Genomic DNA, 24,136 nt, shown 5'->3' on the forward strand with positions numbered 1-24,136 from the left:
TCAGGCTGCACCCAGCAGCGCGGGCAATTCGGCGAGGCTGCGGATCTCGTGGTCCGGCGCGCCCGGCAGCCGTTCCCGCCGCTGGCCGTAGCGGTTGCACCAGGCCACGCGCATGCCGAAGGCCGATGCGGCATAAGCGTCCCAGGCGTTGGAGGATTGAAAGGCGATCGCCTCCGCCGGCACGCCGAGGCGCGTGACCGCAAGCTGGTAGATGTGGGCATCCGGCTTGAAGCTGCGCACCTCCTCCACCGACAGCACGTGGTCGAGCAGCTTGTCCAGGCCGGCGCCCTGCACCGCGTCGCGCAGCATGTCCGGCGATCCGTTGGACAGGATGGCGGTGACGAAGCCGGCCTGCTTCAGGCGGCGCAGCACATCCGGCACCTCGGGGAAGGTGCCCAACGTCCGGTACAGGTTCATCAGGCGATCCCGCAGCGCGCCGTCCTGCGGCAGGCCCAGGGTCTCGAGCGCGTAATCCAGCGCATCCCCGGTCACCTGCCAAAACGGCACGTAGCGGCCCTGCAACCCGCGCAGCCAGGAATACTGCAACTGCTTGTCGCGCCACAGCACGGTCAGCGGGCCGGCCTTGTCGCCCAGCACATCGGCACAGCCTGAAGCAGCGCTGGCAAAATCAAACAGCGTGCCATAGGCGTCGAAGACGCAGGCGCGGATGCCGCTGAAAGGAGCGCCGCGGGTCATGGCTCAGCTTCGCTCCCTCACTCCGCCTTGATGCCGAGGCGCTGGATGATTTCGCCGAAGCGCGCCCGCTGCCCCTGCATGAAGCTGCCGAAGGCCTCCGGCGCCAGCGCCAGCGGCTCCGCGTTCAGCACCTCCAGCGTCGCGGCCAGGGCGGGGCCCGCCACCGCCTCGCGCAGGATGCCGTTCAGGCGCGCGATGATCTCGGGCGGCGTGCCCTTCGGCGCGGTGACGCCGAACCAGCTGCTGATCTCGAAATCCGGCACGCCGGCCTCGATCATCGTCGGAAATTCCGGCGCGAAGCGGGTGCGCTCCCGCGTCGTGACGGCCAGGCCGCGCACGGCACCTGATCGTACATGCGGCAGGATCTGCGGCGTGTTGTCGAAGGCAATCTGGATGCGGCCGGCCAGCAGGTCCTGCAGCATCAGCGACCCGCCGCGATAGGGCACATGGACGATGTCCACGCCGGCGATCGACTTGAACAACTCGCCGGCAAGATGCACCGACCCGCCGGTTCCGGCCGAGCCGAAGTTCAGACGGCCCGGATTGGCGCGGCAATGCGCCACGAGTTCCGCGATGGTGGTGGCGGGGACGGAGGGATGCACCACCGCCATGCTGCCGATCTGCGCGAAGGACCCCACCGGCGCCACATCCGCCACGCCGTCATAGCCGGGGTTGGGGTACAGCAACGGCCCGGTGATGTGGGTCGAGGGCGCTGCGAAGGCGAGCGTGTAGCCATCCGCCGGCGCCGTCACCGCCTGCCGCGTGCCCGCTGTGCCGCCGGCGCCGCCGCGATTGTCGACGAAGACATTCTGGCCAAGTCCGGCGCTCAGCACCTCCGCCACGATCCGCCCCATGCGGTCCGACAGCCCGCCGGCCGGGAAGGCCACCACCAGGCGCACCGGGCGGCTTGGCCAGGTGGATTGGGCAAGCGCTGGCGTGGCGAGCAGGCCCGTGGTCAGCAGGCCGGCGGGCAGCAAGCCCAGTGCGCGGCGGGTCAGCATGGGCCATCTCCTGCGGATCATCTTGAGGGCGTCATGTTGGGATGCAGGCGGCGATGCGCGCAATGCCCTCGTCCAGCAAATCGCGCGGGCAGCCGAAGTTCAGTCGTGCGAAGCCCGGCGCGCCGAAATCCGCACCCGGGTTCAGCGCGACCCGCCCCTGCTCCAGCAGCACCCGCGCCGGATCGGGACCGAGCCCGGCCTCGCGCAGGTCGAGCCAGGCGAGGAAGGTGGCCTCCGGCGCCGAGACACGCAGGCCCGGCAGGCGGCCCAGACGCTGCACCAGGTGGTCGCGATTGGCTTGCAGGTAAGACACCAGCGCATCGAGCCAGCCGTCGCATTGCGTGAAGGCCGCCTGCATCGCCAGCAGCCCCAGGCCGCTGCCCTGGTCCACCATGCCGAGCCGGCAGGTCTGCACGCGGTCGCGCAGCGCCGCGTCCTGGATGATGGCGAAGGCGATCTTCAGGCCGGCGATGTTGAAGGCCTTGCCCGGCGACATCAGCGTGACCGTGCGCGCCGCGACCTCCGGTGCCAGTGAGGCGATCGGCACGTGCCGGCGGCCGTCGAACAGCAGGTCGCAATGGATCTCGTCGGAGATGATCCAGGCCCCGGCCGAAAGGCACGCCTGCGCCAACGCCTCCAGCTCCGCCCGCGAGAAGACATGGCCGGTCGGGTTGTGCGGGTTACACAGCAGGAAGGCATCGTCGCGCGTCATCGCCCGGCGCAGCGCTGCCGCATCGGCCTCAACCGGCAGCGGAGCGTCGCGCAGGCCCCAATGCGCGGCGACGGCGCGGATCGGCGGGTAGGTCGGCGCGTGATAGTGCAGGCCGCCGCCCGCCGGCACCAAGGCGCGCGCGGCCATGTTGAAGCCCGGCACCACGCCGGGCAGCAGCACCACATGCTCCGGCGACACGGCCCAGCCATAACGCGCGCCCATCCGGTCCGCGATCACCCGCCTCACCTGGTCTGGCACCGCGGCATAGCCGAAGACCGGGTGCCGCAGGCGCTCCGCCAGCGCTTCCGCGATGGGCGAGGCCACCGGCACATCCATGTCCGCCACCCACATCGGCAGCACGTCCGGCGCATAGCGCGACCACTTGGTGGAATCGGTGCCGAGGCGCGGCGGCGCGCCGGCGAAATCCGGCGTCACAGCGGCCGTCCCCCGATGACCACGGGCCGCGCCGGGTCGGCCGCCCAGGCGGACCACGATCCGGGAAACATCGCCGCCTCGATGCCGATGGAGGCCAGCGCCAGCACCGAATGCGCGGCGGAGATGCCGGCCCCGCAGGACACGCCGACCGGGCTGGCCCCGTCCGCGCCCAGCGCCCCATACAGGTGCCGCAGCGTCGCAGCCTCCGCGAAATGCCCGGCCTCCGTCAGCGCATCCGCCGCCGGCGCGCTGACCGAGCCTGGGATGTGCCCGCGCCGCGGTTCGCCCGGCCCGCCGATGTAGTTCACCCGCACCCGGCTATCGAGCAGCAGCCCGCCCCGCGCCAGCGCCGCCGCGGCATCCGCATCGAGCACCGGCAGGTGCCCGGGCGTGAGCGTGACCTCGCCCGGCTGCGGGCGCCCCGGCTCCCGCGCCACGGGCAGTCCCGCCGCCTGCCAGGCCGCGAAGCCGCCATCCAGCAGCCGCACATCGGCGAGCCCGGCCCAGCGCAGCACCCACCAGGCGCGCGCGGCCACCAGCCCGCGATCATGGTCGTACACCACCACCGGCAGGCTGTGCCGCAGCCCCCAGCGCCGAGCGTGGCGCTGCAATTCCGCGATGTCGGGCAGTGGCCGGCTGCCCCGCGTGCCGCCGCCGGGGGAGGCGAGTTCCGTCGGCAGATCCACATCCACCGCACCCGCAATCCGCGGCGCGCCCGCCCAGTCGCCGGGGCCGTTGCGGATGGCCAGCAGGGCAACCGGCGCGCCTTCCGCCAGCATCCGCCCGAGCGCCGCGGCCGTCACCAGCACCTTGTCGCGCGCGTCCATCCTCAGTCTCCCCCGCCGAAGCCCAGCACGCCGCGATGGTCCATGGTCAGCCCCGTCACGCCCGGCCGTGCGGCATAGGCTTCCTCCGGGTGGAACAGATAGAGCCAGGGCGGGTCCGCCTGCAGCCGGGCGAGGCAGCGCGCATAGGCCGCCGCCCGCGCGCCGTGCTCCATCGTCCGGTTCGCCGCCAGGATCATAGGCTCCAGCGCCGGGTCGTCATGGCCCTGCCACCAGATGCCGCGGGAGGCGGCGGAGATCTTGTCGTTCAGGACGCGGAAGGTGCTGTGCGGCGAGCTGTCGAAGATCGCCATGTCGCCGATGCGCTTGTCGCCGACCTGCCGCGCGTAGTCCGGGCGATCCTCCATCACCTCGATCCGCGCCGGGCAGCCGGCCCTGGCCAGGTCGTGCGCCACCATCGCCGCGATCTCCGGCGCGCGGTCCGGCATGTGGGTCGGCGTGCGGATCAGGATCTCGGCCCCGGCGCCTGCTTCCGCGAACAGCCTGCGGGCACGGTCCGGGTCGTGCGGGATCGGCGTCAGCCCGGCCTCCGCCATGCCGAGGTGGAAGGGGCTGACGATGCTCGTGGCCGGCACGCCCATCCCGTGGAACAGCTGCCGCAGGATCGCCGGCCGGTCCACCGCCAGGTTCGCCGCCAGCCGCGCCTTGGGCGAAGCGAAAAGCCCGGCGGCGCAGTTGAGATAGAACATCACGGACAACGTCGTCGGCATCCGCTCCCATCGCAGCCCGTGCCCGCCCGGTGCCGCCGCGCGCCGCTCCAGGTTCAGCGCGACGTCGGCGCTGCCGTCCAGCAGCATGGCGAAGCGCGCCTCCGCATCCTTCTCCGCGAAAAACCGCAGCCGCGCCGGCTGGCTGCCGGCCTCGACGGCATCGAGGTCCACCGCCGCATCGGCCTGCTGCGCCGCCACGCAATACGGCCCGGTGCCGATCAGCGCCTGGCCGTCCGGCGCGTCGCGCGCCACGAAGAATTCGGCGAGGATCTCCGGCAGGTCCGCCAGCGGCTCCGGCGTCGCGATGCGCAGCGTCATCGCATCCGCCGCCTCGATCCGCGCCCCAGCCAGGTAGCGGGCATAGGACCAGGGCATGCCGAACATGTCCTGGCCCTCCAGCGTCGCCGCGATGCTGTCCCGCACATGCTCCACCGTGCAGGCGACGCCGTCGTGGAAGCGCGCGCCCGGGCGGATCGAGAAATGCCAGACGCGGCCCTCCGCATCATGCCGCCAGGAGGCGAACAGAGCCGGGCCGACGACGCCATCCCGCCACTGGCACAGCGGTTCGAACACCAGCGAGCGCAGCGTGAGCACGGAGGTATCGTCCGTGATGCGCCCGCGTGGCGGAAAATAGACGCGGTCGAGTGCCACGGTCAGCCGGTTCATCGTCGTCCTCGCCGTCATTGCCGTGCCCGCCGCCGCGGGCAATGCTGCCTTACCACCGCTGCGAGGCCGGAACCATGCGACCCCCCTTCATCGAGCAGAATGTCGTCTGGCTCTACAGCGACGATTTGGACACCCATGCGGCATTCTACCGCGACGTGCTGGGCCTGACGCAGGTGCTGGACCAGGGGGTCTGCCGCATCTTCCAGGTCAGCCCGACCGGCTTCCTCGGCGTCTGCAACAAGGAAGGCCGCCCGCGCGGCACCAAGGGCATGATGTTCACCTTCCTCGTCGAGGATGTGGAGGAGATGTACCAGTACCTGCTGGCGCGCGGCGTCGCGTTCGACGGACCGCCCAACATGCTCGGCGGCCGCACCGTCTATTCCGCCTTCTTCAAGGACCCGATCGGGTACTGGCTGGAGATCCAGGAATTCAACGACCCGCGCTGGCCCTACCCCGAGGGAAGGGGACCGCGCCGCGGCTGAGTGGCGGCACCGACGCCGGCCGCGCCCAGCAATTCGCGCAGCAGCGGGTTCGGGAAGCGCCGCGGCACGGTGACGGCGTGGAAGGGCTGCACCAGGCCCGGCAGGCGTTCCGCCTCCAGCAACTCGCCGGAGGCCAGTTCATCGCGCACCACGATGGGTGGCAGCACGGCCAGGCCGACGCCCTCGCGCGCCAGCAGGCGCATCATCGCCATGTCGTCCACCTCGGCCGCGATCTGCAGCCGGATGCCGAGGCGTTCGCGCAGCGCCTCGAACCCCGCCCGAAGCCCGCTTTCCGGCGTCGGCAGGATCAGGGGCGCGGCGGCCAGCCGCTCGGCCAGGGTTGCGCGGCCGGCCAGAAGCGCCGGGCGCCCGATCAGGCTGACCGGCTCCTCCGCCAGGCGGTGCACGACGAAGCCGCCGGCGGACCCGGTCGCGGGCGGCTCGCTGGTCAGCACGACATCGAGGTCGAGCGTCTCCAGCGCACGCAACAGCTCCGCCATGCCGCCCGATCGCAGCACCACCTCGACATCGGGTCGGCCCAGCGCAGGCCGCAGGAAGGTGAGCTGGAAGTTGCGTGACAGCGTCGCCAGCGAGCCGACGCGGAGGATTGTCTGCGCGCGCCCGGTGTCCCGCAGCGTGGCGAGCAGATCCTCCGCCGCCGCGGATATCACGTCGGCATGCGCCAGCGCGATGCGCCCGGCCTCGGTCAGCACAAGCTGCCGCCCGCGCCGCTCGAACAGCGCATGGCCGAGACGGTCCTCCAGCGCGCGGATCTGTGCCGAGAGGGCCGAGGGCGCCAGGTTCAGCCGCCCGGCCGCCCGGGTCAGGTTCCCCTCATGCGCCACGGCACGGAAATAGCGCAGGTGGTGGTAGTTCAGGTCGGGCATGTCCGTTCTGTTTTAGCGCATGATTCGGCCGTAACAATGTCATTATTCCCGGGGTTTCCCCCTGCTATCCCGCGCCGGACCACCGGAGCGACCGTCCCATGCCGAGCCATCTGCTGCCCCTCCTCGCCCCGCTCGCGCTGGTCGCCGCCGCCCTCGTCGCCCTCCGTGGCCCGGCGCTGCGGCCGGCCGTGAGCCTGCGATGGGCCGGTCTGGCGGCCGCCGTGGCGCTGGCCGTGGCGGTGGCGAGCGCGATCCTGCTGGTCCTGGCAGGCTCGGGCAGCGCGCCGCTGGCGCTGGTGCGGCTCGATGCCGTCTCGGCCACCATGCTGCTGCTGGTCGCCTTCGTCGGCTGGGTCGTGGTGCGCTACGCCGGCACCTACCTGGATGGCGAGGCGCGACAGGGCCCCTTCACCGGCTGGCTGTGTTTGACGCTGGCGGCGGCGCTGCTGCTGGTGCAGGCGGGCAACCTGGTGCTGCTCGTGCTGGCTTGGGGCGCGGCGGGGTTCGGGCTGCAACGGCTGCTGCTGTTCTACGCGGAACGTCCGGCGGCGCGGCGGGCGGCGCGCAAGAAGGCGATCTTCGCGCGGGCCGGCGATGTCGCGCTCGCCGCCGCGGCGCTGCTGCTCGGCTTCGGCCTCGGCACCGCCGACATCGCCGCGATCCTGGAGGCGGCACGCAACGGCCAGGCGCCGGGCGTGACGGCGGGCGCGGCTGCGCTGCTGGCGCTCGCCGCGCTGCTGAAATCGGCGCAGTTCCCGACCCATGGCTGGCTGACCGAGGTGATGGAAACGCCGACGCCGGTTTCCGCCCTGCTGCATGCCGGGCTGATCAATGCCGGCGGCTTCCTGCTGATCCGCTTCGCCGACGTGATGTTGACGGCGCCCGGCGTGCTCGCCGCGCTGGTCATGATCGGCGGCTTCACCGCGCTGTTCGGCGGGCTGGTCATGCTGACCCAGCCCGCGGTCAAGACCGCGCTGGCCTGGTCCACCATCGCGCAGATGGGCTTCATGACCCTGCAATGCGGCCTGGCGCTGTTCCCGCTGGCGCTGCTGCACATCGTCGCCCACTCGCTGTACAAGGCACATGCCTTCCTCGCCTCCGGCACGGCGGTGGAGAAGGTGGCGGCGATCCGCCGGCCGGGGCCGGTCGCAGTGCCCGGGGCACGCGCTGTCGGGCGCGCCTTCCTTGCGGCGCTGATGCTGTATGCCGTGATCGGCGCGGCCTTCGGGCTCGAGGGCAAGTCGCCCCAGGCCATCGCGCTCGGCGCCATCCTGGTGCTCGGCGTTGCCTACCTGCTGGCCCAGGGCTTCGCCGATGCGGCGCCCGGGCCGCTCACGCTGCGAATCTCGGCAGCGGCCGCGGCGGCCGCCATCGGCTACTTCGCCCTGCAACGCGCGGCGGAGGCGCTGACCCAGGGCGTGCTGCCGCCCGCCCCCGCGCCCGGTGCGCTGGAATGGGTGCTGATCGTCCTGGCGCTGCTCGGTTTCGGCCTGACCGCCTTCGCGCAGGCCACCTTTCCGCTCTGGGCGCAGCACCCCGCCGCGGCCGGCCTCCGGGTCCACCTGGCGAATGGCCTCTACGTCAACGCCCTGACCGACCGGCTGCTGCGCGGCTGGTCCACCCGCAACGCCGCCTGAGCCCCAGCGGAGCCCACCGCCATGCCCTTCGACAGCTCCGCCGCCCCGGTCGCCCGGCCGGCCCTGGCTGCCGCGCTCGACCGCGCCCAGCGCGCCATCCCGCCGGCCTGGCCGCTGGCGGCCACCGTCGCGGTGAACCCCTTCCTGGGCCAGGCCGAGGAAGGTCTCGGCACCACGGCCGCACGGCTGCGCCGGGTGGCCGGCCTGCCCGTCACCCTGCCGCGCGCCTGGTATGAAGGGCGCATCGCCGCCGGCGCCATCACGGAGGATGACCTGGCGGCCGCGCTCGCCGCGGCGCCCCTGCTGCATCGCCCGGGTGGCATCGCGGCGCTGCGGGCGGCGCTGGGTGCGCCGACGCCTGCATCGGCCGCGCTGCCGACCATCGCCGACCTCGTCGCCGAGGCCACGGGCACCGACTGGCCGGGAATCATCGCCGAACGTCTCGGGGCCTTCGCCGCCGCCTGGTTCGACGAGGGCCAGGCGCTGTGGCCCGCGCCGCATCGCGGGTCGCCCTATGCCTCCTGGCGGGCCACGGCGCTGCGCGACCTGACCCCGGAGATCCTCGGCCTTCCGGGCTTCTGCGCCCATGTCGCCGCGGCACCGCCCGAGGCCGAAGCCGCGGCGACCCGCGCGCTGGCCGCGCTGGGCGCGCCCGACGCGGCGCTGGAGACGCTGCTGCACCGGCTGCTGATGACGCTCGGTGGCTGGGCGCAACTCGCCCGGCAGCACGGCTTCGTGGCGGAACTGGCCGGCGGCACCGATGCGACGCTGGCGGAGCTGCTCGCCATCCGCCTGGTGTGGGAGGAGGCGCTGCTGGCCCGCCATGCCGAGGTGGTGGGCGCGCGTTGGAAAGCGGTGCTCGCCGCCCATGCGGAACCGGTCGCCGCCTCGCCGGATGATGCGATCGACGCCATCCTGCAGGAGGCGGCGGACCGCGCGGCGCAGCGCGCACTGGTCGCCACGCTGGGCCCCATGGCCACAAAGACGGGGTCCGAGCGACCGGCCCTGCAGATCGCCTTCTGCATCGACGTCCGCTCGGAAGTGTTGCGCCGCGCCCTGGAATCGCTGGACCCGGGGATCCGCACCAAGGGCTTCGCCGGCTTCTTCGGCCTGCCCCTGGCACACCGGCCCTTCGCCTCGGATGTGGTGGAGAACCGGCTGCCGGTGCTGCTGCGCCCAAGCCTGCTGACCTGCACCGCCGCGTCGCCGGGCGAGGACGCGGATCGCGCCCGGATCGGGGCGCGGGCGCGGCGCGCCTGGGGTCGCTTCAGCCAGGCGGCCGTGTCCTCCTTCGCTTTCGTCGAATCGGCGGGGCCGCTGCATGGCTGGCGGCTGCTGCGGGATTCGCTCGGCCTCGGACGGGACAGCGCAAGGCCGGAGCCGGCGCCGCGACCGGTGCTGGCGATGCCGGCCTCCGATCGCATCGCCACCGCCGAGGCGGTGCTGAAGGCCATGTCGCTAACCGCGGATTTCGCGCCGCTCGTGCTGCTGGCCGGCCACGGGGCGAACGTCGTCAACAACCCGCACGCCAGCGCGCTGCATTGCGGTGCCTGCGGCGGCCACCAGGGCGATGTCAGCGCGCGCCTGCTGGCCAGCCTGCTGAACGATCCCGAGGTGCGGGAGGGTCTCGCCGCCCGCGGCGTCGCCATCCCGCGTGACACGCTGTTCCTCGGCGCGCTGCACGACACGACGACCGATGCAGTGAGGGTTTTCGTTGATGACCATCCTTCCGCCCCGCACGCCGCCGCGCTGCGCCAGGCGGAGTCCTGGCTGGCCGCAGCCGGTGCGCTGGCCAGGGCGGAACGCGCCCTGCGGCTGCCGCGCGCCGCCTCCGCCGCGGCCGTCGCGCAGCGCAGCCGCGACTGGTCCGAGACCCGGCCGGAATGGGCGCTGGCCGGCTGCCGCGCCTTCATCGCCGCGCCGCGCGCCGCGACACGGGGCCGCGACCTCGCCGGCACGGCCTTCCTGCACGACTACGATTGGAAGCTGGATGGAGGCTTCGGCGTGCTGGAGCTGATCCTGACGGCGCCGGTCGTCGTGGCGAGCTGGATCAGCCTGCAATACTACGGCTCGGTCGTGGCGCCGGAGGCCTTCGGCGGCGGCAACAAGCTGCTGCACAACGTGACCGGCGGCGTCGGCGTGGTGGAGGGCAATGGCGGCGCGCTGCGCACCGGACTGCCCTGGCAGTCCGTACATGATGGCGAGCGCCTGGCGCATGAGCCGCTCCGGCTCAGCGTCGTCCTGGCCGCGCCGCAGGAGGCGATCGATACCATCCTGCGGCGGCACCCACAGGTACGGCCCTTGTTCGACAACCGGTGGCTGCACCTGTTCGCGATCGACGATCAGGGCACCGTCTCCCGCCGCCGCGGCGACGGCGCCTGGCAGGCCGAGGCACCCGGGGCCCTGGCCTGACCCCGGGCGTTGGCTTCAGCCGCCGTACAGGATCGAGTAGCCGTCCCAGTTCACGTCGATGTTGCTGCCGACGAGGACCGTGTGCATGTCCGCGACATCGTCGAAGCGCCCGTTCGCGTCCGCCACGTCGACCAGGATGCGGGTTGCCGTCACGATGTCATCCCCCTCCCAGTTCAGCACCTGGATGTTCTTCTCGTAGCGGATCGAAAGAGCCACGATTCCGGCCTCCACCGCCTGCGCATTGGCGGAGCCGCCGCCGAAGAACTGCACTTGGTCGGCATCGATGCCGGTGAACTGGAGACGGTCACCGAGGTGGAAGTTCGTGATGTAGTCGCGCGCCTGGCTCGTCGTGCCCGATTCCGCACGCAACGCGGCGCGGGACGAGCCCTCGTAGACAAAGATGTCGAAGTCGACGCTGCCGAACAGGTTGTCGCCGTCGTCGCCGCCCGAGATGAGGTTTGCGCCGCGGAAGCGTGCATCGGCGTAGACCGTGTTCGCCGCGAAGTCACCGGCATGGATGACATCCCGGCCGCCCTCGCCGTACAAATAATCCGCGCCGCTGCCGCCGATGATGACGTCCCCGCCGCCTCCGGCCCGGACCACGTCATGGTCCGCACCGGTTTCGATGACGTCTGAGCCCATCGTGCCGCGGATCGACTGGTTGCCGGCGCTGCCGCTGACGATGATCGAATCCGCGGAGGATGCGCGCGCGGCCAGCAGGGAGAAGACCTCCGAGTGGTCGGCGTCCAGCCCGTTCTGGGCCGCATGGACACTGGCCGCCGTATCCGTCACCCGCAGGTGGTCGGCACCGGTGACCGCGTTGCCCGTGGCGGATTCGTTGTCGTAGGCCGCCACCACATCGTTAATGCCGTAATAGGTGCGGCCGTTCGTGTCTGTCGCATAGATGCTCTCGGCGGCCGGACGGAAGGTTTCGGCCGACGCGACGTTGAAGTGGCCCGATACCTCGACGAACACCGCCCGATGATCGCCTTCCAGATCCGTCGCCGGGTTGCCGCGCATGAAGCCCAGGCGTCCCGCGCTGCCATCGCCGATCGCAGCCAGCATCGCCGTGGTGCTGTCCTGCACCCAGAACGCGTAGCCAAGGCCGGAGGGGCCGGTCGTCTCCTCGTTGGCCGCGACAAAGCTGCCGATCTCGGCGGCGGTGCCGCGGATGTAGGCGATATCGGTCCGCCCGGCATTGCCGTAGCCGATGGCGGTGCTGGCCTGGGCCGTGGTCAGGAAGGGCCACCCATAGCTCTGCGTGGTCACCGCAATGTCGACAGCGGCGTTGCGCACCGTGGCACCGATGGCGTCCACATTCGCAAAGGTATCCCGGATGCCGAAGGTCACGGCGCCGGTCGCACCGTCGCGGGCCAGGATGGTGGCTGCCTCGCCGGCCTGGGCCAGGTTGCTCGCCGTGAGGTCCACCGCGGCCGTGACAGCCGCCATGTCACCGTTCGCAAGGGCATAGGAGCCGTCCACGATGCTGTAGACCGCCTCGGCATCGCGGGCATGGATGATCTCCGCCTGCCAGACGCGTGCCGCCTCGGTCGCCCCCACCGCGGTGGCGAGCGTCACGATGTCCGCAACCCCTGCCGCCGAGGAGGCGAGGTTGCCCGCCGTATCCGCAAGGCTGAAGGTCAGGTCAGCCAGTTCGATGGAACCGGCAGACACATCCTGTAGATTTGGCAGGGCCAGCAGCGCCTGAACCTGCGCCACCGTCATCGGACCCAGCGCGTAGCTGCTGAGCCTGACCACTCCGACATCGCCCAGGAACCCCTGCGCCTCTTCCGACAGGATGCGCTGCCAGGTGTCCGTGAGCGCCGTGCAGGTCAGTGCCCCGTCGCCATTCGCCGCGTCGATGGCCGCGAGGTCATCCACCGTGGCGACTCCGGTGGCCGCGACATCGGTGCCGGCCACGATGAACGGGTCTACCTCGCCGCCCGCGATCAGGTTCGCCAGCGAGTCGGCGACCGCCGTATAGACCAGTGCACCGTCACCGTTCGCGGCGTCGATGGCCGTCAATTGCGCGATCGTCGCAGCATCCTGCACCTCGACGTCGATGCCCGCGGCGACGTATCCGCCGGCATTCGCGGCCAGATCCGCCGCCATACCCGTGAGTGTGGTGTAGACCAGCGCGCCGTCGCCGTTGGTGGCGTCCAACGCCGCAAGCTGCGCCAGACTGGCGGCGTCGGTCACCGTGAGGTCGGTGCCCGGGACGATGAAGCCACTGACCGTATCGGCCACGACCAGGTTGCCCACGGTGTCAGCGATAGCGGAGTAGGCAAGCGGCCCGGTGACCACGGCCGAGAGGTTGGCAAGATCTGCGACCGCCGGGCCATCGGTCAGCGTGACGCCGCCCTGCGCGCCGGCGACAACGGGCCGCACCTCGGCTTCGTCCAACAGGTTCGCCAGGGCATCGCGGATCGCGTAGGTCCCGTTGACGGTGGAGGCCTCCGCCTGGGCCACAGAAAGGGTCAGGATGACACCTTCATCGACCTCGTAGGCGTCGATCGTGCCAAGGTCGGGGTTGCCGGATAGATCGACCTCCTCCGACACCAGGACCGTCACATCGACTGCGGCGTCGATGCGGGACAGGTCCGTGCCTGGCGTGATGCCGCCCAGCACGAGGACGCCGTTCTGCACCACGATGCCGGAGAGCGCAGGTGCCTCGGCCGCCAGAATGAGGCCGTCGAGGGCCAGCGCCTCGACCTCGTCGAAGTCGGTGACCGTCGCCTCGACGCCTTCCCGCGTGAAGCGGGCCGTGGTGCCATCCAGGGCCAGGACCAGGTCGCCACGTGCCGTGCCGGAGAAGACGACCATGCCATCGGCGTCCACAGTGGCGGCGAAGGTGGGGGGCAGCGGCCGGCGGCCCTCCGCTTCGCCGTAGATGAGATAATGCGTCAGCGGGTTCATGCCCGATGTGCCGACGTCGGGATTCTCGGCCAGGTAGAACGCCGTGTCGAAGGCTTCCGAGGGATTCCGGCCCTCCTGCTCACCAAAGGACAGATAGTGCTCGAGCGGGTTCAGGCCTGCCTCGGCGACATCGGGGTTCGAGGCGAGGTAGTAGGCCGTATCGAAATGGGGCGAAGGGTCGCGACCCTCCTGCCAGCCATAGGTCAGGAAATGCTCGAGCGGGTCGATCCCGAAGGCCACCACGTCGGGGTTGGTCTCAAGGTACCATTGCGCGTCGTACAGGGCGTTCGGAGCCCGACCTTCGGAGTGTCCGTAGGTCGTGTAGTGCTCCTGGGCGGTCATCCCTGAGTCCGCGATGTCGGGATTGCGCAGGATGTAGAATGCTTCGTCGACCGGGAGGTGCCGGCTGTAAATCATTTGAACCAAGATCCTGAGCTCCAAGCGCAATTTTGCCTGGCTCATTTACTCCTGGCGTTACCTAAAGTGTCGAGGTGCTCACACTCAACAAAATTGTTAAAGATTGCTTATACGTTTGGCCATGATTACGTTCTTATACCGCACAGTCTTCTTGCTGAGATAAGTTGTTCATTGTGACATTGGTTCCTGGGCATTGGTGGCGCCGCATTTTCTGGAGGTGTGGTGAGCGCTGGTTGTGCCGGCGTTGCCGCCGCATCCCCGGTATTTTCCAGCACCGCCGGCAGCCGGCCTGCATCGCGAGACCGGAGGGTATGTTCGCACCCCCCTGGTATTGATCACAAAATCCTTTGGCGGACCCGCTCGGGCCGCTCCACGCCTCGTCGCCATGCGTCACGATCCCGCATGGCCGCGCGCATCACGCCACTTTCGACCAGCACGCATTTTCCTGGCTTGAGCCAACGGCCGCCGCGATGAACTGCATGCCCCGCATTCCCTCATGGATGCCCGGCACCAGGGTGCAGGCGGCCTGGGGTGGGCGCGCCTCGCGCACGGCCGTGACCTGCTCGGCAAAGTCGCGATAGAGCTGGGCGAAGGCCTCGAGATACCCCTCCGGATGCCCCGCCGGTATGCGCGTGGCATGCGCGGCGGCCGGCAGGGCGCCGGCGCCACCGCGTCGGATCGCACGAGGCGGCTCGCCGAAGGGCGAATGGAGCAGCAGGTTCGGCTGTTCCTGCGCCCATTCCAGCCCGCCGAGGGTGCCATACACCCGCAGCCGCAAGGCATTCTCCTGCCCAGGCGCGACCTGTGAACACCAGAGCATGCCGCGCGCCCCGCCGCCGAAGCGCAGAAGGATGTGCGCGTTGTCATCCAGAACCCGCCCGGGGACGAAACTCGCGAGATCGGCAGCGAGGCTTTCCACCTGCAGGCCGGTTACGAATTCCGCAAGGTTGAAGGCATGCGTCCCGATGTCGCCGATGCTGCCGCCCGCCCCGCTGCGCTGCGGGTCCGTGCGCCAGGCGGCCTGCTTCTGCCCGGTGTCCTCGAGCGCATTGGTCAGCCAGTCCTGCGCATACTCCACCTGAACGATCCGCAGGTCACCGAGCGTACCCGCCGCCACCATCTCGCGCGCCTGGCGGATCAGCGGATAGCCCGTGTAGTTGTGGGTCAGCGCGAACAGGGCGCGGCTGGTCATCACCGCCTGTTCCAGGCTTCGTGCATCAGCCATGGTGTGACACAATGGCTTGTCGCATATCACGTGGATGCCGGCCTGCAGGAAGGCGATTGCCGGGCCGGCATGCAGGTGGTTCGGCGTGACGATCGCCACGACCTCCACCCCATCCTCGCGTGCCGCTTCCCGCGCCACCATCTCCCGCCAGCTCTCGTAGCTGCGTTCCGGCGCAACATGCAGTTCGGCGGCGCTGGTGTGCGCCCGGGCCGGATCTGCGGAAAAGGCCCCGGCGACCAGTTCGTAGCGATCATCGATCCGTGCCGCGATGCGATGCACGCCGCCGATGAACGCGCCCTGCCCACCGCCCACCATCCCGAGCCGCAGGCGCCGGCTTATCGCCCGAGCCTCAGCATGGCGCGGTTCGCCGCGGCGTCCGCGCCGCTCGCCGCGAAGTCGTCGAAGGCGCGCGAGGCGACCTGGATGATGTGGGCGGCGATGAAGGGCGCACCCTCCGTCGCGCCCTGCTCGCTGTCCTTGATGCAACACTCCCACTCCAGCACCGCCCAGCCGTCGAAGCCGTACTGGCTGAGGCGGGAGAACACCGCGCCGAAATCCACCTGGCCATCGCCGAGCGACCGGAAGCGCCCGGCCCGTTGCGCCCAGGGCGCGTAGCCGGAGTAGACGCCCTGCCGCCCGGTCGGGTTGAACTCGGCGTCCTTCGCGTGGAAGGCGCGGATGCGGTCGTGGAAGATATCGATGAAGGCGAGGTAGTCGAGTTGCTGCAGCACGAAGTGGCTGGGGTCGTACAGGATGTTGCAGCGCGGATGGTTGGCTACACGCGACAGGAACATCTCGAAGGTGGTGCCGTCGAACAGATCCTCCCCCGGGTGGATCTCGTAGCAGACATCGACGCCCGCCTCGTCGAAGGCGTCCAGGATCGGCCGCCAACGCCGCGCCAACTCGTCGAAGGCTGTCTCGATCAGCCCGGCGGGGCGCTGCGGCCAGGGATAGGCGTAGGGCCAGGCCAGCGCGCCGGAAAACGTCGCGTGCGCCGTCAGGCCGAGGCGGCGGGAGGCGCGGGCGGCCAGCTTCATCTGCTGCACGGCCCAGTCCTGCCGTGCTGCCGCATTGCCGCGCACCTCCGGCGCTGCGAAGCCGTCGAACGGGATGTCGTAGGCCGGATGCACGGCGACAAGCTGGCCCTGGAGGTGCGTGGACAGTTCCGTCAGCTCCAGCCCCGCCTCGGCCAGCGTGCCGCGCACCTCGTCGCAGTAGTCCTGGCTCTCGGCGGCGCGCGCCAGGTCGAACAGGCGGGCGTCCCAGCTCGGGATCTGCACGCCCTTGTAGCCATGTCCGGCGGCCCAGCGCGCGATGGAAGGCAGCGTGTCGAAGGGGGCCGCGTCGCCGGCGAACTGGGCAAGGAAGATCGCTGGCCCCTTGATCGTCTTCATCCGCATCCTCCCCTGGTTCAGCGCTTTGCGAAATGCCGCGCATTCACGGTGCGCAGTGCCTTCAGGTAGACATTCTGCTCCGCGCCGGGAATCAGCGTCACGTCATCCTGTGCCGAGGCCACCCAATCCCCGGTCCAGACGCCCAGCGTGCGGCCACCATCCGTCACGGGCCACAGCCGGGCGCCGCTGACATAGTTCATCCAGGGCATCTCGCACTGCGTGATGCAGTAGGAGAAGCTGCGTTCGGTGTCGTCCAGGTGCAGCAGCTTCTCGTGCAGCGGGCTGCCGCCGAAGCGGAAGTCGCGCGTGCCGGAGACCTTGTCGCTGCGCACGCCGTCGATCATGTGCATCTGCGTGATGTCGTCGTGCCATGCGCCCATGCCGGAGAAGTCGCGGATCACCCGCCAGACGGCATCGGCAGGTCCGTCCAGCACCGTGCTGCACCACACCTTGTTCGGCTGGAAGCCCGCCCAGCGGCGCGCGCCCGACGGGGCGGTGCGGCCCATGACCAAGGGCTTCAACGCATCCCAGCCCGCCTGGAACACGTGCGTGCCGATGATCTCGACATACTTGCCGCGATCCTCCGGCGCCTCGTCGAACACCGCCTCCCACTCCGCGAAGGTGCGGTCACCATCGGTCACGGGCAGCAGGCGAACGCGCGCGACGTAGTTCTCGACCGGAAAGGCCGGCGTCTCGAAATTATAGGAGAAGGCGTAGTCACGGTCGCTGAAGCTCAGCAGCCTTTCGCGCACATGCGCGCCGTTCACAAGGTGGAAGCTGCGGATACAGCCGACCACGTCGGAATCGAGCCCGTCCTCGATCTCCGATCTCACGATGGCCGGGTTCCAGCCCGGCAGGCCGTTGAAGTCGCGGATCACCGACCAGACCGCCTCGACAGGCGCATCGAGGATGGTGGAGGCATAGGCGCGGGCCATGGGATGCGTCCTCAGAAGGTAATGGATTTGAAGTCGCGGGTGCGGCCGCTGAGCGCGATTTCGGTTGGCAGCCTTTCCATGGAGGAGGCGCCGTAGAAGCCGTTGATGTTCGTCGTGTTGCGCAGGATGAAGGTGGCGTCCTCCGGCGTCGCGATCGGTCCGCCATGACACAGGACAATAATGTCCGGGCGCACGCGACGCGCGGCTTCCGCCCATTCGTCGATCAGCTTCGGGCAATCCTCCAGCTTCAACGCCGTCTGCGCGCCGATCGCGCCGCCGGTGGTCAGGCCGAGGTGCGGCACCAGGATGTCGGCGCCCGCGCGCGCCATCTCCGCCGCCTCCTCCGCGTTGAAGACGTAGGGCGTGGTGAGCATGTCCTTCGCATGCGCCAGGCGGATCATGTCGATCTCATGCCCGAAGCCCATGCCGGTTTCCTCCAGGTTGGCGCGGAAGGTGCCGTCGATGAGACCGACCGTGGGAAAGTTCTGGATACCGGCGAAGCCGAGCGCCTTCAGCTCGTCCAGCAGATGGTCCATGATGGCGAAGGGATCGGTGCCGTTGACGCCGGCGATGACCGGTGTGCGCTTGACCACCGGCAGCACTTCGCGCGCCATCTCCTTCACGATCTCGTTCGCGTTGCCGTAGGCCAGCAATCCCGCGAGGGAGCCGCGGCCGGCCATGCGGTAGCGGCCGGAATTATAGATGACGATCAGGTCGATGCCGCCATCTTCCTCGCATTTCGCGGAGAGGCCGGTGCCTGCGCCGCCGCCGATGATCGGCGTCCGGCTAGCGACCATGGCGTTGAAGCGGTCCAGCAATTCCCTGCGGGTGAAGCGTGGCATGGTCAGGTGATCTCCCGGAAGGCGGCGAGGACTGCGTCAACGAAGGCCCGGTCGTTGATCGCGGCGGGCACCTCGATCAGCTTGCGGTTGGGCGCCGGGACCAAGCCGGTACGGATGGTCTCGAACAGGGCGGCGTCGGCCTCGGGGTCGTGGAACGGCATGCCCGGCACGTCGATGGCGGAGACGCCGCCCAGCGGCAGCAGGAAGCGCACAGGACCCTCCATGCGGTTCAGTCGCTCCACCAGGAACTGGCCGATGGCGCGGTTCTCCTCCGGCGTGGTGCGCATAAGCGTCACCTGGGGATTGTGGATGTAGAGGTTGCGGCCGGCGAACTGCGGCGGCACGCTGTCCCGCGCGCCGAAATTCACCATGTCCACGGCGCCGACGCTGCCGACATAGGGCAGCCGCGTGCGGATCGCGGCGCCGAGACGGTCTTCGTCGCAGGGGAAGACGCCGCCGACCAGGAAGTCGGGCACCTCCGTCGTCGTCAGGTCGATCAGCGCGGCAATCAGGCCGGAATCCGCCAGCTTCTCCATGCTGCGGCCGCCTGCGCCGGTGGCATGGAAGACATAGCACTCGTGCGTCGCGTCCAGGGCCTCGCGCAGCATGGTCACGCAGGCGGTCGTGACGCCGAACATCGTCATGCCGATGCCGGTCTTCGCCGCAGTGGCGGTCGCGGGCGGCGCGTGCAGCGCCATGCCGGCGGCGGCATGCGCGGCGTTGGCGATGACGCGGCGCGAGATCGGGTTGAGCCCCGCAACATCCACCACCGAATACATCATCGCGAGGTCGGTCGGCCCGACATAGGCCGCGACGTTGCCCGATGCGACCGTGCTGACCATCAGCTTCGGCGTCCCGATCGGCAGCGCCCGCATCGCCTGCGTCACCAGCGCGGTATTGCCCGAGCCACCGAGGCCAAGCACCGCGCCGATATCCGTGCGCGCCGAAAGCCAGCGCGTCAGCGCCTCCGCCATCGCCGCCACCGCGGCGCCGCGGTCGTCGTGACCGAGCACGGCGCCCGCGCCCTGCGGGTGGTGCGCCGCGATCTCGGCGGCAGGCACATCGGCGCCCTCGCCCGGACCCTTTGTGCCCACATCCACCAGCACCGGTTCCGCACCCGCCTCGCGCAGGCAGGTGGCGGCAAAACGCAGCTCCTCCGCCTTCGTGTCCATCGTGCCGATGACATAGACCCTTGCCATCCCCGCCTCTCCCCTCAATGCCCGCCGCCGGCAACGCCGAGGTAGCGGCGTTGCAGGTCTGGATCTTCCGCCAGGCGCTTCGCCGGCATGGTCGTGGCGATGCGGCCCGTCACCATCACGGCAACCTCCTCCGCCACCTCGGTCGCAACGCGCAGGTTCTGCTCGACCAGCAACAGGCCCATGCCATCCGCCGGCAGCCCACGCAGCACTTCGATCAGGTGGTCGACGATGACGGGGGCAAGGCCCTCGCTCGGCTCATCCATGATCACCAGCCTGGGGTTCATCAGCAGCGCGCGCGAGATGGCGAGCATCTGCTGCTCGCCCCCCGACAATTCGGTGCCGCCATTGCGGCGGCGCTCCGCGAGACGCGGGAAGGTTTCGTAGACCCGGTCGATGGTCCAGCGCGCGCCGCGGGTCGCGACAAGGCGCAGATGCTCGTCCACGGTCAGCGACGGAAAGGTGCGCCTTCCCTGCGGCACCAGCGCGATGCCACGGCGCGCGATGCGGAATGGTGGCAGGCCGCCCAGCGATGTCCCGTCCAGGCTGATGGCGCCCTCGCTGGCCCGCACCAGACCCATCACGGCCTGGCACAGCGTGGTCTTGCCCATGCCGTTGCGGCCGACGATGGCGACGGGCGCCGCGCCGATGCTCAGGGAGACGCCCTGCAGGATATGCGCCTGCCCGAAGCGGACATGCAGGTCGCGGACCTCCAGCATCAGTGCCCGCCCCCGAGATAGATGGCCAGCACCACGGGGTCCGTCGCGATCCGGTCCGGCGGCGCTTCCACCACCACCTCGCCGTCCTTCATGACGGTGACGATGTCGGCCGCCGGCAGCGCGATGTCCATGTCGTGCTCGATCAGGATCAGCGTCAGCGTGCGCGGCAGGTCGTGCAGCAGCTTGAGCAGCTCCGGGCGATCGCCTGGCGAAAGGCCGGCCGCCGGTTCGTCCAGCATCAGCACGCGCGGATCACCGGCCAGCGCCATGCCGACCTCGAGCTGCCGGCGCTGGCCGTGGCTGAGGCTGGAGACCTCCGCCGCCAGCAGGTGCGACAGGCGCATGCGCTCCGCCAGCTCCCGCACCTTGGCGAGCGCCTCGTCGCACGGCGCGGGACGGCGGAAGGAGAAACGGTTCGGTCGCGTGCCGCGCACGGCGATGAACAAATTGTCCTGCACGGTCAGGCCGTTGAACAGCAGCGAGGTCTGGTAGGTGCGTCCGATGCCCAACCGCGTGCGCTGGTGTGGCTTCAGCCGCGTGATGTCGGTGCCGAACAGCGCAATGTTGCCGGCGGTTGGTGGAAAATCGCCGCAGATCGTGTTGAACAGCGTCGTCTTGCCGGCGCCGTTGGGGCCGAGCACGGCGCGGCGCTCGCCCGGCTGCACATCGAAGCTTAACTCGTGCAGGGCCTGCAGGGCGCCGAAGCGGCGGCTGACGCCGCGAAGCGAGATGGCCGGTGGGTTCACGATCTGCCAGTGCTGGACATGCAGGGCCGGCGGCTGCCGGCCCCTGTGGAAGAAAATCAGGCCGCGACGCAACCCGCATTGTCGCGGGACGGGGAGCCGAGTTGCAGGAACTGCGCCTCCGGCATGCCCAGCGTCTGATTGACCTGCGCCGCGCGGTCGAAGGCCACCACCACGGCACTGCCGGAGCGTTCCTCGATCTTGTTCAGGAAGATGTCGGAGATGGCCTGGCGGTTGTGGTCCAGCTTCACCGCCGCGCCGGTGGGTGCCTTGATCTCGGCCGCCGCCAGCGCCCGCTGGAACGCCGCCTGGTTGCCGGACAGGTCGCCATCCACCGCTCGCAGCGCATGCAGGATGCCATACAGGTTGGTCACGTAGTTGACGCCGTGGATGGAGGGCGAGGCGAAGCCGCCCTCGTTCGCCCAGCGGCGGCGATACCGCGCGACGAAGTCGTTCCAGGTCGGGTCGTCGATGATGTCCGCGATCGGGCCGCCGGAGATCATGCCCATCATCACCCGGCGATGCGGGCCGCGCGCTGACAGCATGGTCTGGTCCGCCATGATCGAACCGCCGACGAGCGGCTTGTTGCCACCGGCCTGCGCGTACTGTGTCATGAAGGCCAGCCCATCCGTGCCGCCATGCACCACCACCACGGCGCCTGCGCCGGAGCGGTTGATCTGTGCGATCTGGGAGGTGAAATCGGTGGTGCCGAGCGGCGCCCAGTACTGCGTGACCTTGCCGCCGAGCCGGCAGAATTCGAGGTTGAAGCCGAAGACCTGCGCGTAGGGGAAGGCATAGTCGCCTGCCGTCACCGCGACTTCCCGGATCCCCATTGTCTGGTAGACGTGCCGCCCGAGGCCGGCCATCCACTGCGTGCCGTCGGTGGAGAAGCGGAAGAAGTTGGGCGACGGGTTGCGCAGCGTGGTGTCCGACGCACCGGAGGACCCGTTGACGATGGTCCTGCCCGTCAGCGTGCGGGAATAGTCGCGCAGCGCAATGCCCTCCGCACCCGACAGCGGGCCGAGGATGATGTCCACATTGTCCTGCTCGATCAGCTTCCGCGCGCGCGCCAGCGCCACATCGGCCTGCGCGTTGGAGCTTTCGCGGATGAACTCGATGCGGCGGCCGCCGACCGTGTTCTCGATGCGCTCCAGCTCCATCGTCACGCAGCGATAGGCATCCTGCCCGCCGGTGGCGAAGGGGCCCTCCAGCGTGGTCAGGCCGCCGAGGCGGATGGGCGCACGCTGCGCGATGGCGGGTGCGGTGAGCGGTCCGGCGGCGAGGCCGGCCGCGCCCAGAAGCGCGGTGCGGCGGGTGATCCGAAATTGCATGGCCAATCCTCCTCGGTTGCTTGTTGTGGTGGTGCGCGACGCCGGATGGCCCCGCGGACGCGGTGGGCTCATTCCCGGCGCGGCGTAACCAGGCGGCGAAGCCGCGCGCCCAGGCCGATAATGCCGTCCGGCGAAGCCAGCACGATGACCAGGAACACGATGCCGATGAGCGTGTTGAAGCGGTCGCGGTCGTAGATCGTGGCCGCGAAGGTATCGAAGACGGTGAAGATCAGCGATCCGATGAAGGCGCCGATCGGATGCCCCAGGCCGCCGATGACACTCATGATCAGCACGTTGATCGAGGCGCCGAGACCGATGGAGCCGGGCGAGATGCCGATGTTGTAGATGGTGGACAGGATGCCGCCGCAGCCCGCGACGAACCCCGCCACGCCGAAGGCGGCGATGCGGTGCAGCGCGACCGAATACCCCAGCGCCGCGACGCGCCGCGGATTGTCGCGGATGCCCTGCAGCACCAGGCCGAAGGGCGTCCGCACCAGGTAGAGGATGCCGAAATACAGCAGCGCGGCCGTGGCCAGCGCGATGTGATAGAACACCATGGCGTTGCGGAAATCCGCGCCGAACATCGTGGGGCCGACGACGTTGCGGATGCCCTCGTAGCCATTGAACCAGGCGATGTTGGTCTCGATGAAGCGGAACACGCCCATCGCCAGCGCCAGCGTGATCATCAGCAGGTAGATGTCCCGCGTGCGGACGCTGACGGCGCCCACCAGCAGTCCCATGGCCGTTGCCGCCAGCAGCCCGACCGGAATCGCCGTGGCATAGCCGAGCCCGCCGGCGATGCTCGGCACCGCGCCTTCGATGAACACCGCCAGCGCGTAACCCGCGACGCCTGCGATGGTCATCTGCGCCAGGGACACGAAGCCGCCATAGGTGGCCAGGAAGGTCAGCGACATGGCGATGATGCCGAAGACCAGCGCGCGGCCCAGGATGTTCGCGGTCCAGAACTGCGCCTGGTTGGCCGGCAGGATCTGCGGCAGCAGCCAGGGCAGCGCCAGCAGCAGCAGCAGGCCCGCCAGCGACCAGATGGTGGTGCGGCTACGCACGGCCGAGGATGCCCTGCGGCCGCAGCGCCAGCACCGCCACCATGATGACGAAGGTCAGGATGACGGAATAGGTCGGGAACACTGCCTGCCCGATCTGCTCCGCCAGCCCGATCAGCACCGCGCCCAGCGCGGTGCCGGTGACGCTGCCCATGCCGCCGACGATGACCACCACCAGCGAGACCAGCAGGAAACGTCCATCCGCCCCCTGCGCCAGGGGCTGCGCCGTGGCGCCGATGACGCCGCCGAGGCCCGCCAGCGCGGCGCCCAGCGCGAAGACGGCGATGCCCACCAGCGGCACGTTGACGCCGCAGGCGCCCAGCATCTCCCGGTCGTCGACGCCGGCGCGGATCATCATGCCGAGCTTCGTCCGGTTCAGCAGCAGCCAAAGCCCAATACCGACCGCCAGCGCGATGCCGATCTGCACCAGGCGGAAGGTCGGGTAGCCGCCGATGCCCGGAAGTTGCGTGGCGCCGAAGATCGCATCAGGTGCGAAGAACTGCCGCGGGGTGCCGCCGAACACGGCCAGAAGCTGGTCGGCCACGATGATCGACAGGCCGATGGTGACCAGCGCCTGCCGCAGCTCCTGCCCCTGCATCCAGCCGAGCAGCAGCTTCTGCACCACGGCCCCGAACACCGCGGCGAAGGCGACGCCGGCGGCCAGGCCGGCATACCAGGCGTACCAGACATCGCGGTCGTACAACGGCTCGAACACCGCGTAGCCGACATAGCCGGCCACCAGGTACATCGCGCCATGCGCCATGTTCACCACGCGCATCAGGCCGAAGATGAGCGAGAAGCCGCTGGCGACAATGAAGTACAGCGCGGCCAGCGTCAGCCCGTTCAACACGATGGTTGCCGCCAGATCCATGCG

The 24,136-nt window shown here is 70.0% G+C and carries 20 protein-coding genes; 3 read left to right on the top strand and 17 right to left on the bottom strand.

Annotation, left to right across the window (positions count from 1 at the left end):
• Genes ACFHPP_RS12440 through ACFHPP_RS12460 form a run of 5 tightly spaced genes read right to left on the bottom strand, consistent with a single transcriptional unit; the run spans position 1 to position 5,065 of the window.
• Positions 1–696, bottom strand: coding sequence for a haloacid dehalogenase type II (locus ACFHPP_RS12440; RefSeq protein WP_437163565.1), 696 nt, complete (start codon positions 694–696; stop codon positions 1–3).
• Positions 697–713: 17 nt separating this feature from the next.
• A complete protein-coding gene (locus ACFHPP_RS12445) occupies positions 714–1,697 on the bottom strand; it encodes a Bug family tripartite tricarboxylate transporter substrate binding protein (protein ID WP_437163566.1) in 984 nt (327 codons plus the stop codon).
• 31 nt (positions 1,698–1,728) lie between these two features.
• Entirely contained in the window at positions 1,729–2,844 is a 1,116-nt protein-coding gene (locus tag ACFHPP_RS12450) for a MalY/PatB family protein (RefSeq protein ID WP_437163567.1), read from the bottom strand.
• Positions 2,841–3,671: a sulfurtransferase gene (locus ACFHPP_RS12455; RefSeq protein ID WP_437163568.1), complete on the bottom strand. Its 831-nt coding sequence runs from the start codon at positions 3,669–3,671 to the stop codon at positions 2,841–2,843. Before ACFHPP_RS12455 ends, ACFHPP_RS12450 begins: the two co-directional genes overlap by 4 nt.
• 2 nt (positions 3,672–3,673) lie before the next feature.
• Positions 3,674–5,065, bottom strand: coding sequence for an ABC transporter substrate-binding protein (locus tag ACFHPP_RS12460; protein ID WP_437163569.1), 1,392 nt, complete (start codon positions 5,063–5,065; stop codon positions 3,674–3,676).
• 74 nt (positions 5,066–5,139) lie between these two features.
• Between ACFHPP_RS12460 and ACFHPP_RS12465 the strand changes: the two genes are divergently transcribed.
• Positions 5,140–5,547, top strand: coding sequence for a VOC family protein (locus ACFHPP_RS12465; protein ID WP_437163570.1), 408 nt, complete (start codon positions 5,140–5,142; stop codon positions 5,545–5,547).
• Here the strand turns inward: ACFHPP_RS12465 and ACFHPP_RS12470 are convergent.
• Positions 5,514–6,434 carry a LysR family transcriptional regulator gene (locus ACFHPP_RS12470; RefSeq protein WP_437163571.1) on the bottom strand — a complete coding sequence of 307 codons (921 nt, stop codon included), beginning with the start codon at positions 6,432–6,434 and terminating at the stop codon, positions 5,514–5,516. The genes ACFHPP_RS12465 and ACFHPP_RS12470 overlap by 34 nt on opposite strands.
• Before the next feature lie 98 nt (positions 6,435–6,532).
• Here ACFHPP_RS12470 and ACFHPP_RS12475 point away from each other — a divergent pair, with 98 nt between their 5' ends.
• On the top strand, positions 6,533–8,071 hold the full coding sequence (locus ACFHPP_RS12475) for a proton-conducting transporter transmembrane domain-containing protein (protein ID WP_437163572.1): 1,539 nt from the start codon (positions 6,533–6,535) through the stop codon (positions 8,069–8,071).
• Between the two features lie 21 nt (positions 8,072–8,092).
• Positions 8,093–10,483, top strand: coding sequence for a YbcC family protein (locus tag ACFHPP_RS12480; RefSeq protein ID WP_437163573.1), 2,391 nt, complete (start codon positions 8,093–8,095; stop codon positions 10,481–10,483).
• 15 nt (positions 10,484–10,498) lie between these two features.
• On the opposite strand, the gene ACFHPP_RS12485 is transcribed toward ACFHPP_RS12480, so the two are convergent.
• The 11 genes from ACFHPP_RS12485 to ACFHPP_RS12535 all read right to left on the bottom strand — a co-directional run bounded on the left by ACFHPP_RS12485 (position 10,499) and on the right by ACFHPP_RS12535 (position 24,133).
• Positions 10,499–13,816 carry a hypothetical protein gene (locus ACFHPP_RS12485; protein WP_437163574.1) on the bottom strand — a complete coding sequence of 1,106 codons (3,318 nt, stop codon included), beginning with the start codon at positions 13,814–13,816 and terminating at the stop codon, positions 10,499–10,501.
• Positions 13,817–14,231: 415 nt separating this feature from the next.
• Entirely contained in the window at positions 14,232–15,356 is a 1,125-nt protein-coding gene (locus ACFHPP_RS12490) for a Gfo/Idh/MocA family protein (RefSeq protein ID WP_437163575.1), read from the bottom strand.
• Positions 15,357–15,376: 20 nt separating this feature from the next.
• The gene (locus ACFHPP_RS12495) at positions 15,377–16,435 is read right to left on the bottom strand and encodes a sugar phosphate isomerase/epimerase family protein (protein WP_437163576.1); all 1,059 of its coding nucleotides are present in this window, start codon (positions 16,433–16,435) and stop codon (positions 15,377–15,379) included.
• Between the two features lie 17 nt (positions 16,436–16,452).
• Positions 16,453–17,370 carry an SRPBCC family protein gene (locus ACFHPP_RS12500; protein WP_437163577.1) on the bottom strand — a complete coding sequence of 306 codons (918 nt, stop codon included), beginning with the start codon at positions 17,368–17,370 and terminating at the stop codon, positions 16,453–16,455.
• An 11-nt stretch (positions 17,371–17,381) separates the two neighbouring features.
• A complete protein-coding gene (locus tag ACFHPP_RS12505) occupies positions 17,382–18,212 on the bottom strand; it encodes a phosphoenolpyruvate hydrolase family protein (protein ID WP_437163578.1) in 831 nt (276 codons plus the stop codon).
• A gap of 2 nt (positions 18,213–18,214) precedes the next feature.
• Positions 18,215–19,411: a Tm-1-like ATP-binding domain-containing protein gene (locus ACFHPP_RS12510; protein WP_437163579.1), complete on the bottom strand. Its 1,197-nt coding sequence runs from the start codon at positions 19,409–19,411 to the stop codon at positions 18,215–18,217.
• A gap of 14 nt (positions 19,412–19,425) precedes the next feature.
• Complete coding sequence (locus ACFHPP_RS12515) at positions 19,426–20,127, bottom strand: ABC transporter ATP-binding protein (RefSeq protein ID WP_437163580.1); 702 nt, start codon at positions 20,125–20,127, stop codon at positions 19,426–19,428.
• Complete coding sequence (locus tag ACFHPP_RS12520) at positions 20,127–20,873, bottom strand: ABC transporter ATP-binding protein (protein WP_437163581.1); 747 nt, start codon at positions 20,871–20,873, stop codon at positions 20,127–20,129. The genes ACFHPP_RS12515 and ACFHPP_RS12520 overlap by 1 nt, the downstream gene beginning before the upstream one ends.
• Positions 20,874–20,929: 56 nt before the next feature.
• On the bottom strand, positions 20,930–22,201 hold the full coding sequence (locus ACFHPP_RS12525; protein WP_437163582.1) for an ABC transporter substrate-binding protein: 1,272 nt from the start codon (positions 22,199–22,201) through the stop codon (positions 20,930–20,932).
• Between the two features lie 68 nt (positions 22,202–22,269).
• Positions 22,270–23,265, bottom strand: a complete 996-nt coding sequence (locus ACFHPP_RS12530; RefSeq protein WP_437163583.1) for a branched-chain amino acid ABC transporter permease — start codon at positions 23,263–23,265, stop codon at positions 22,270–22,272.
• Positions 23,258–24,133, bottom strand: coding sequence for a branched-chain amino acid ABC transporter permease (locus ACFHPP_RS12535; RefSeq protein WP_437163584.1), 876 nt, complete (start codon positions 24,131–24,133; stop codon positions 23,258–23,260). The genes ACFHPP_RS12530 and ACFHPP_RS12535 overlap by 8 nt, the downstream gene beginning before the upstream one ends.
• Between the last annotated feature and the right edge of the window lie 3 nt (positions 24,134–24,136).

The organism is Falsiroseomonas sp. E2-1-a20, assembly GCF_051433195.1.
Classification (GTDB): Bacteria; Pseudomonadota; Alphaproteobacteria; order Acetobacterales; family Acetobacteraceae; genus Falsiroseomonas.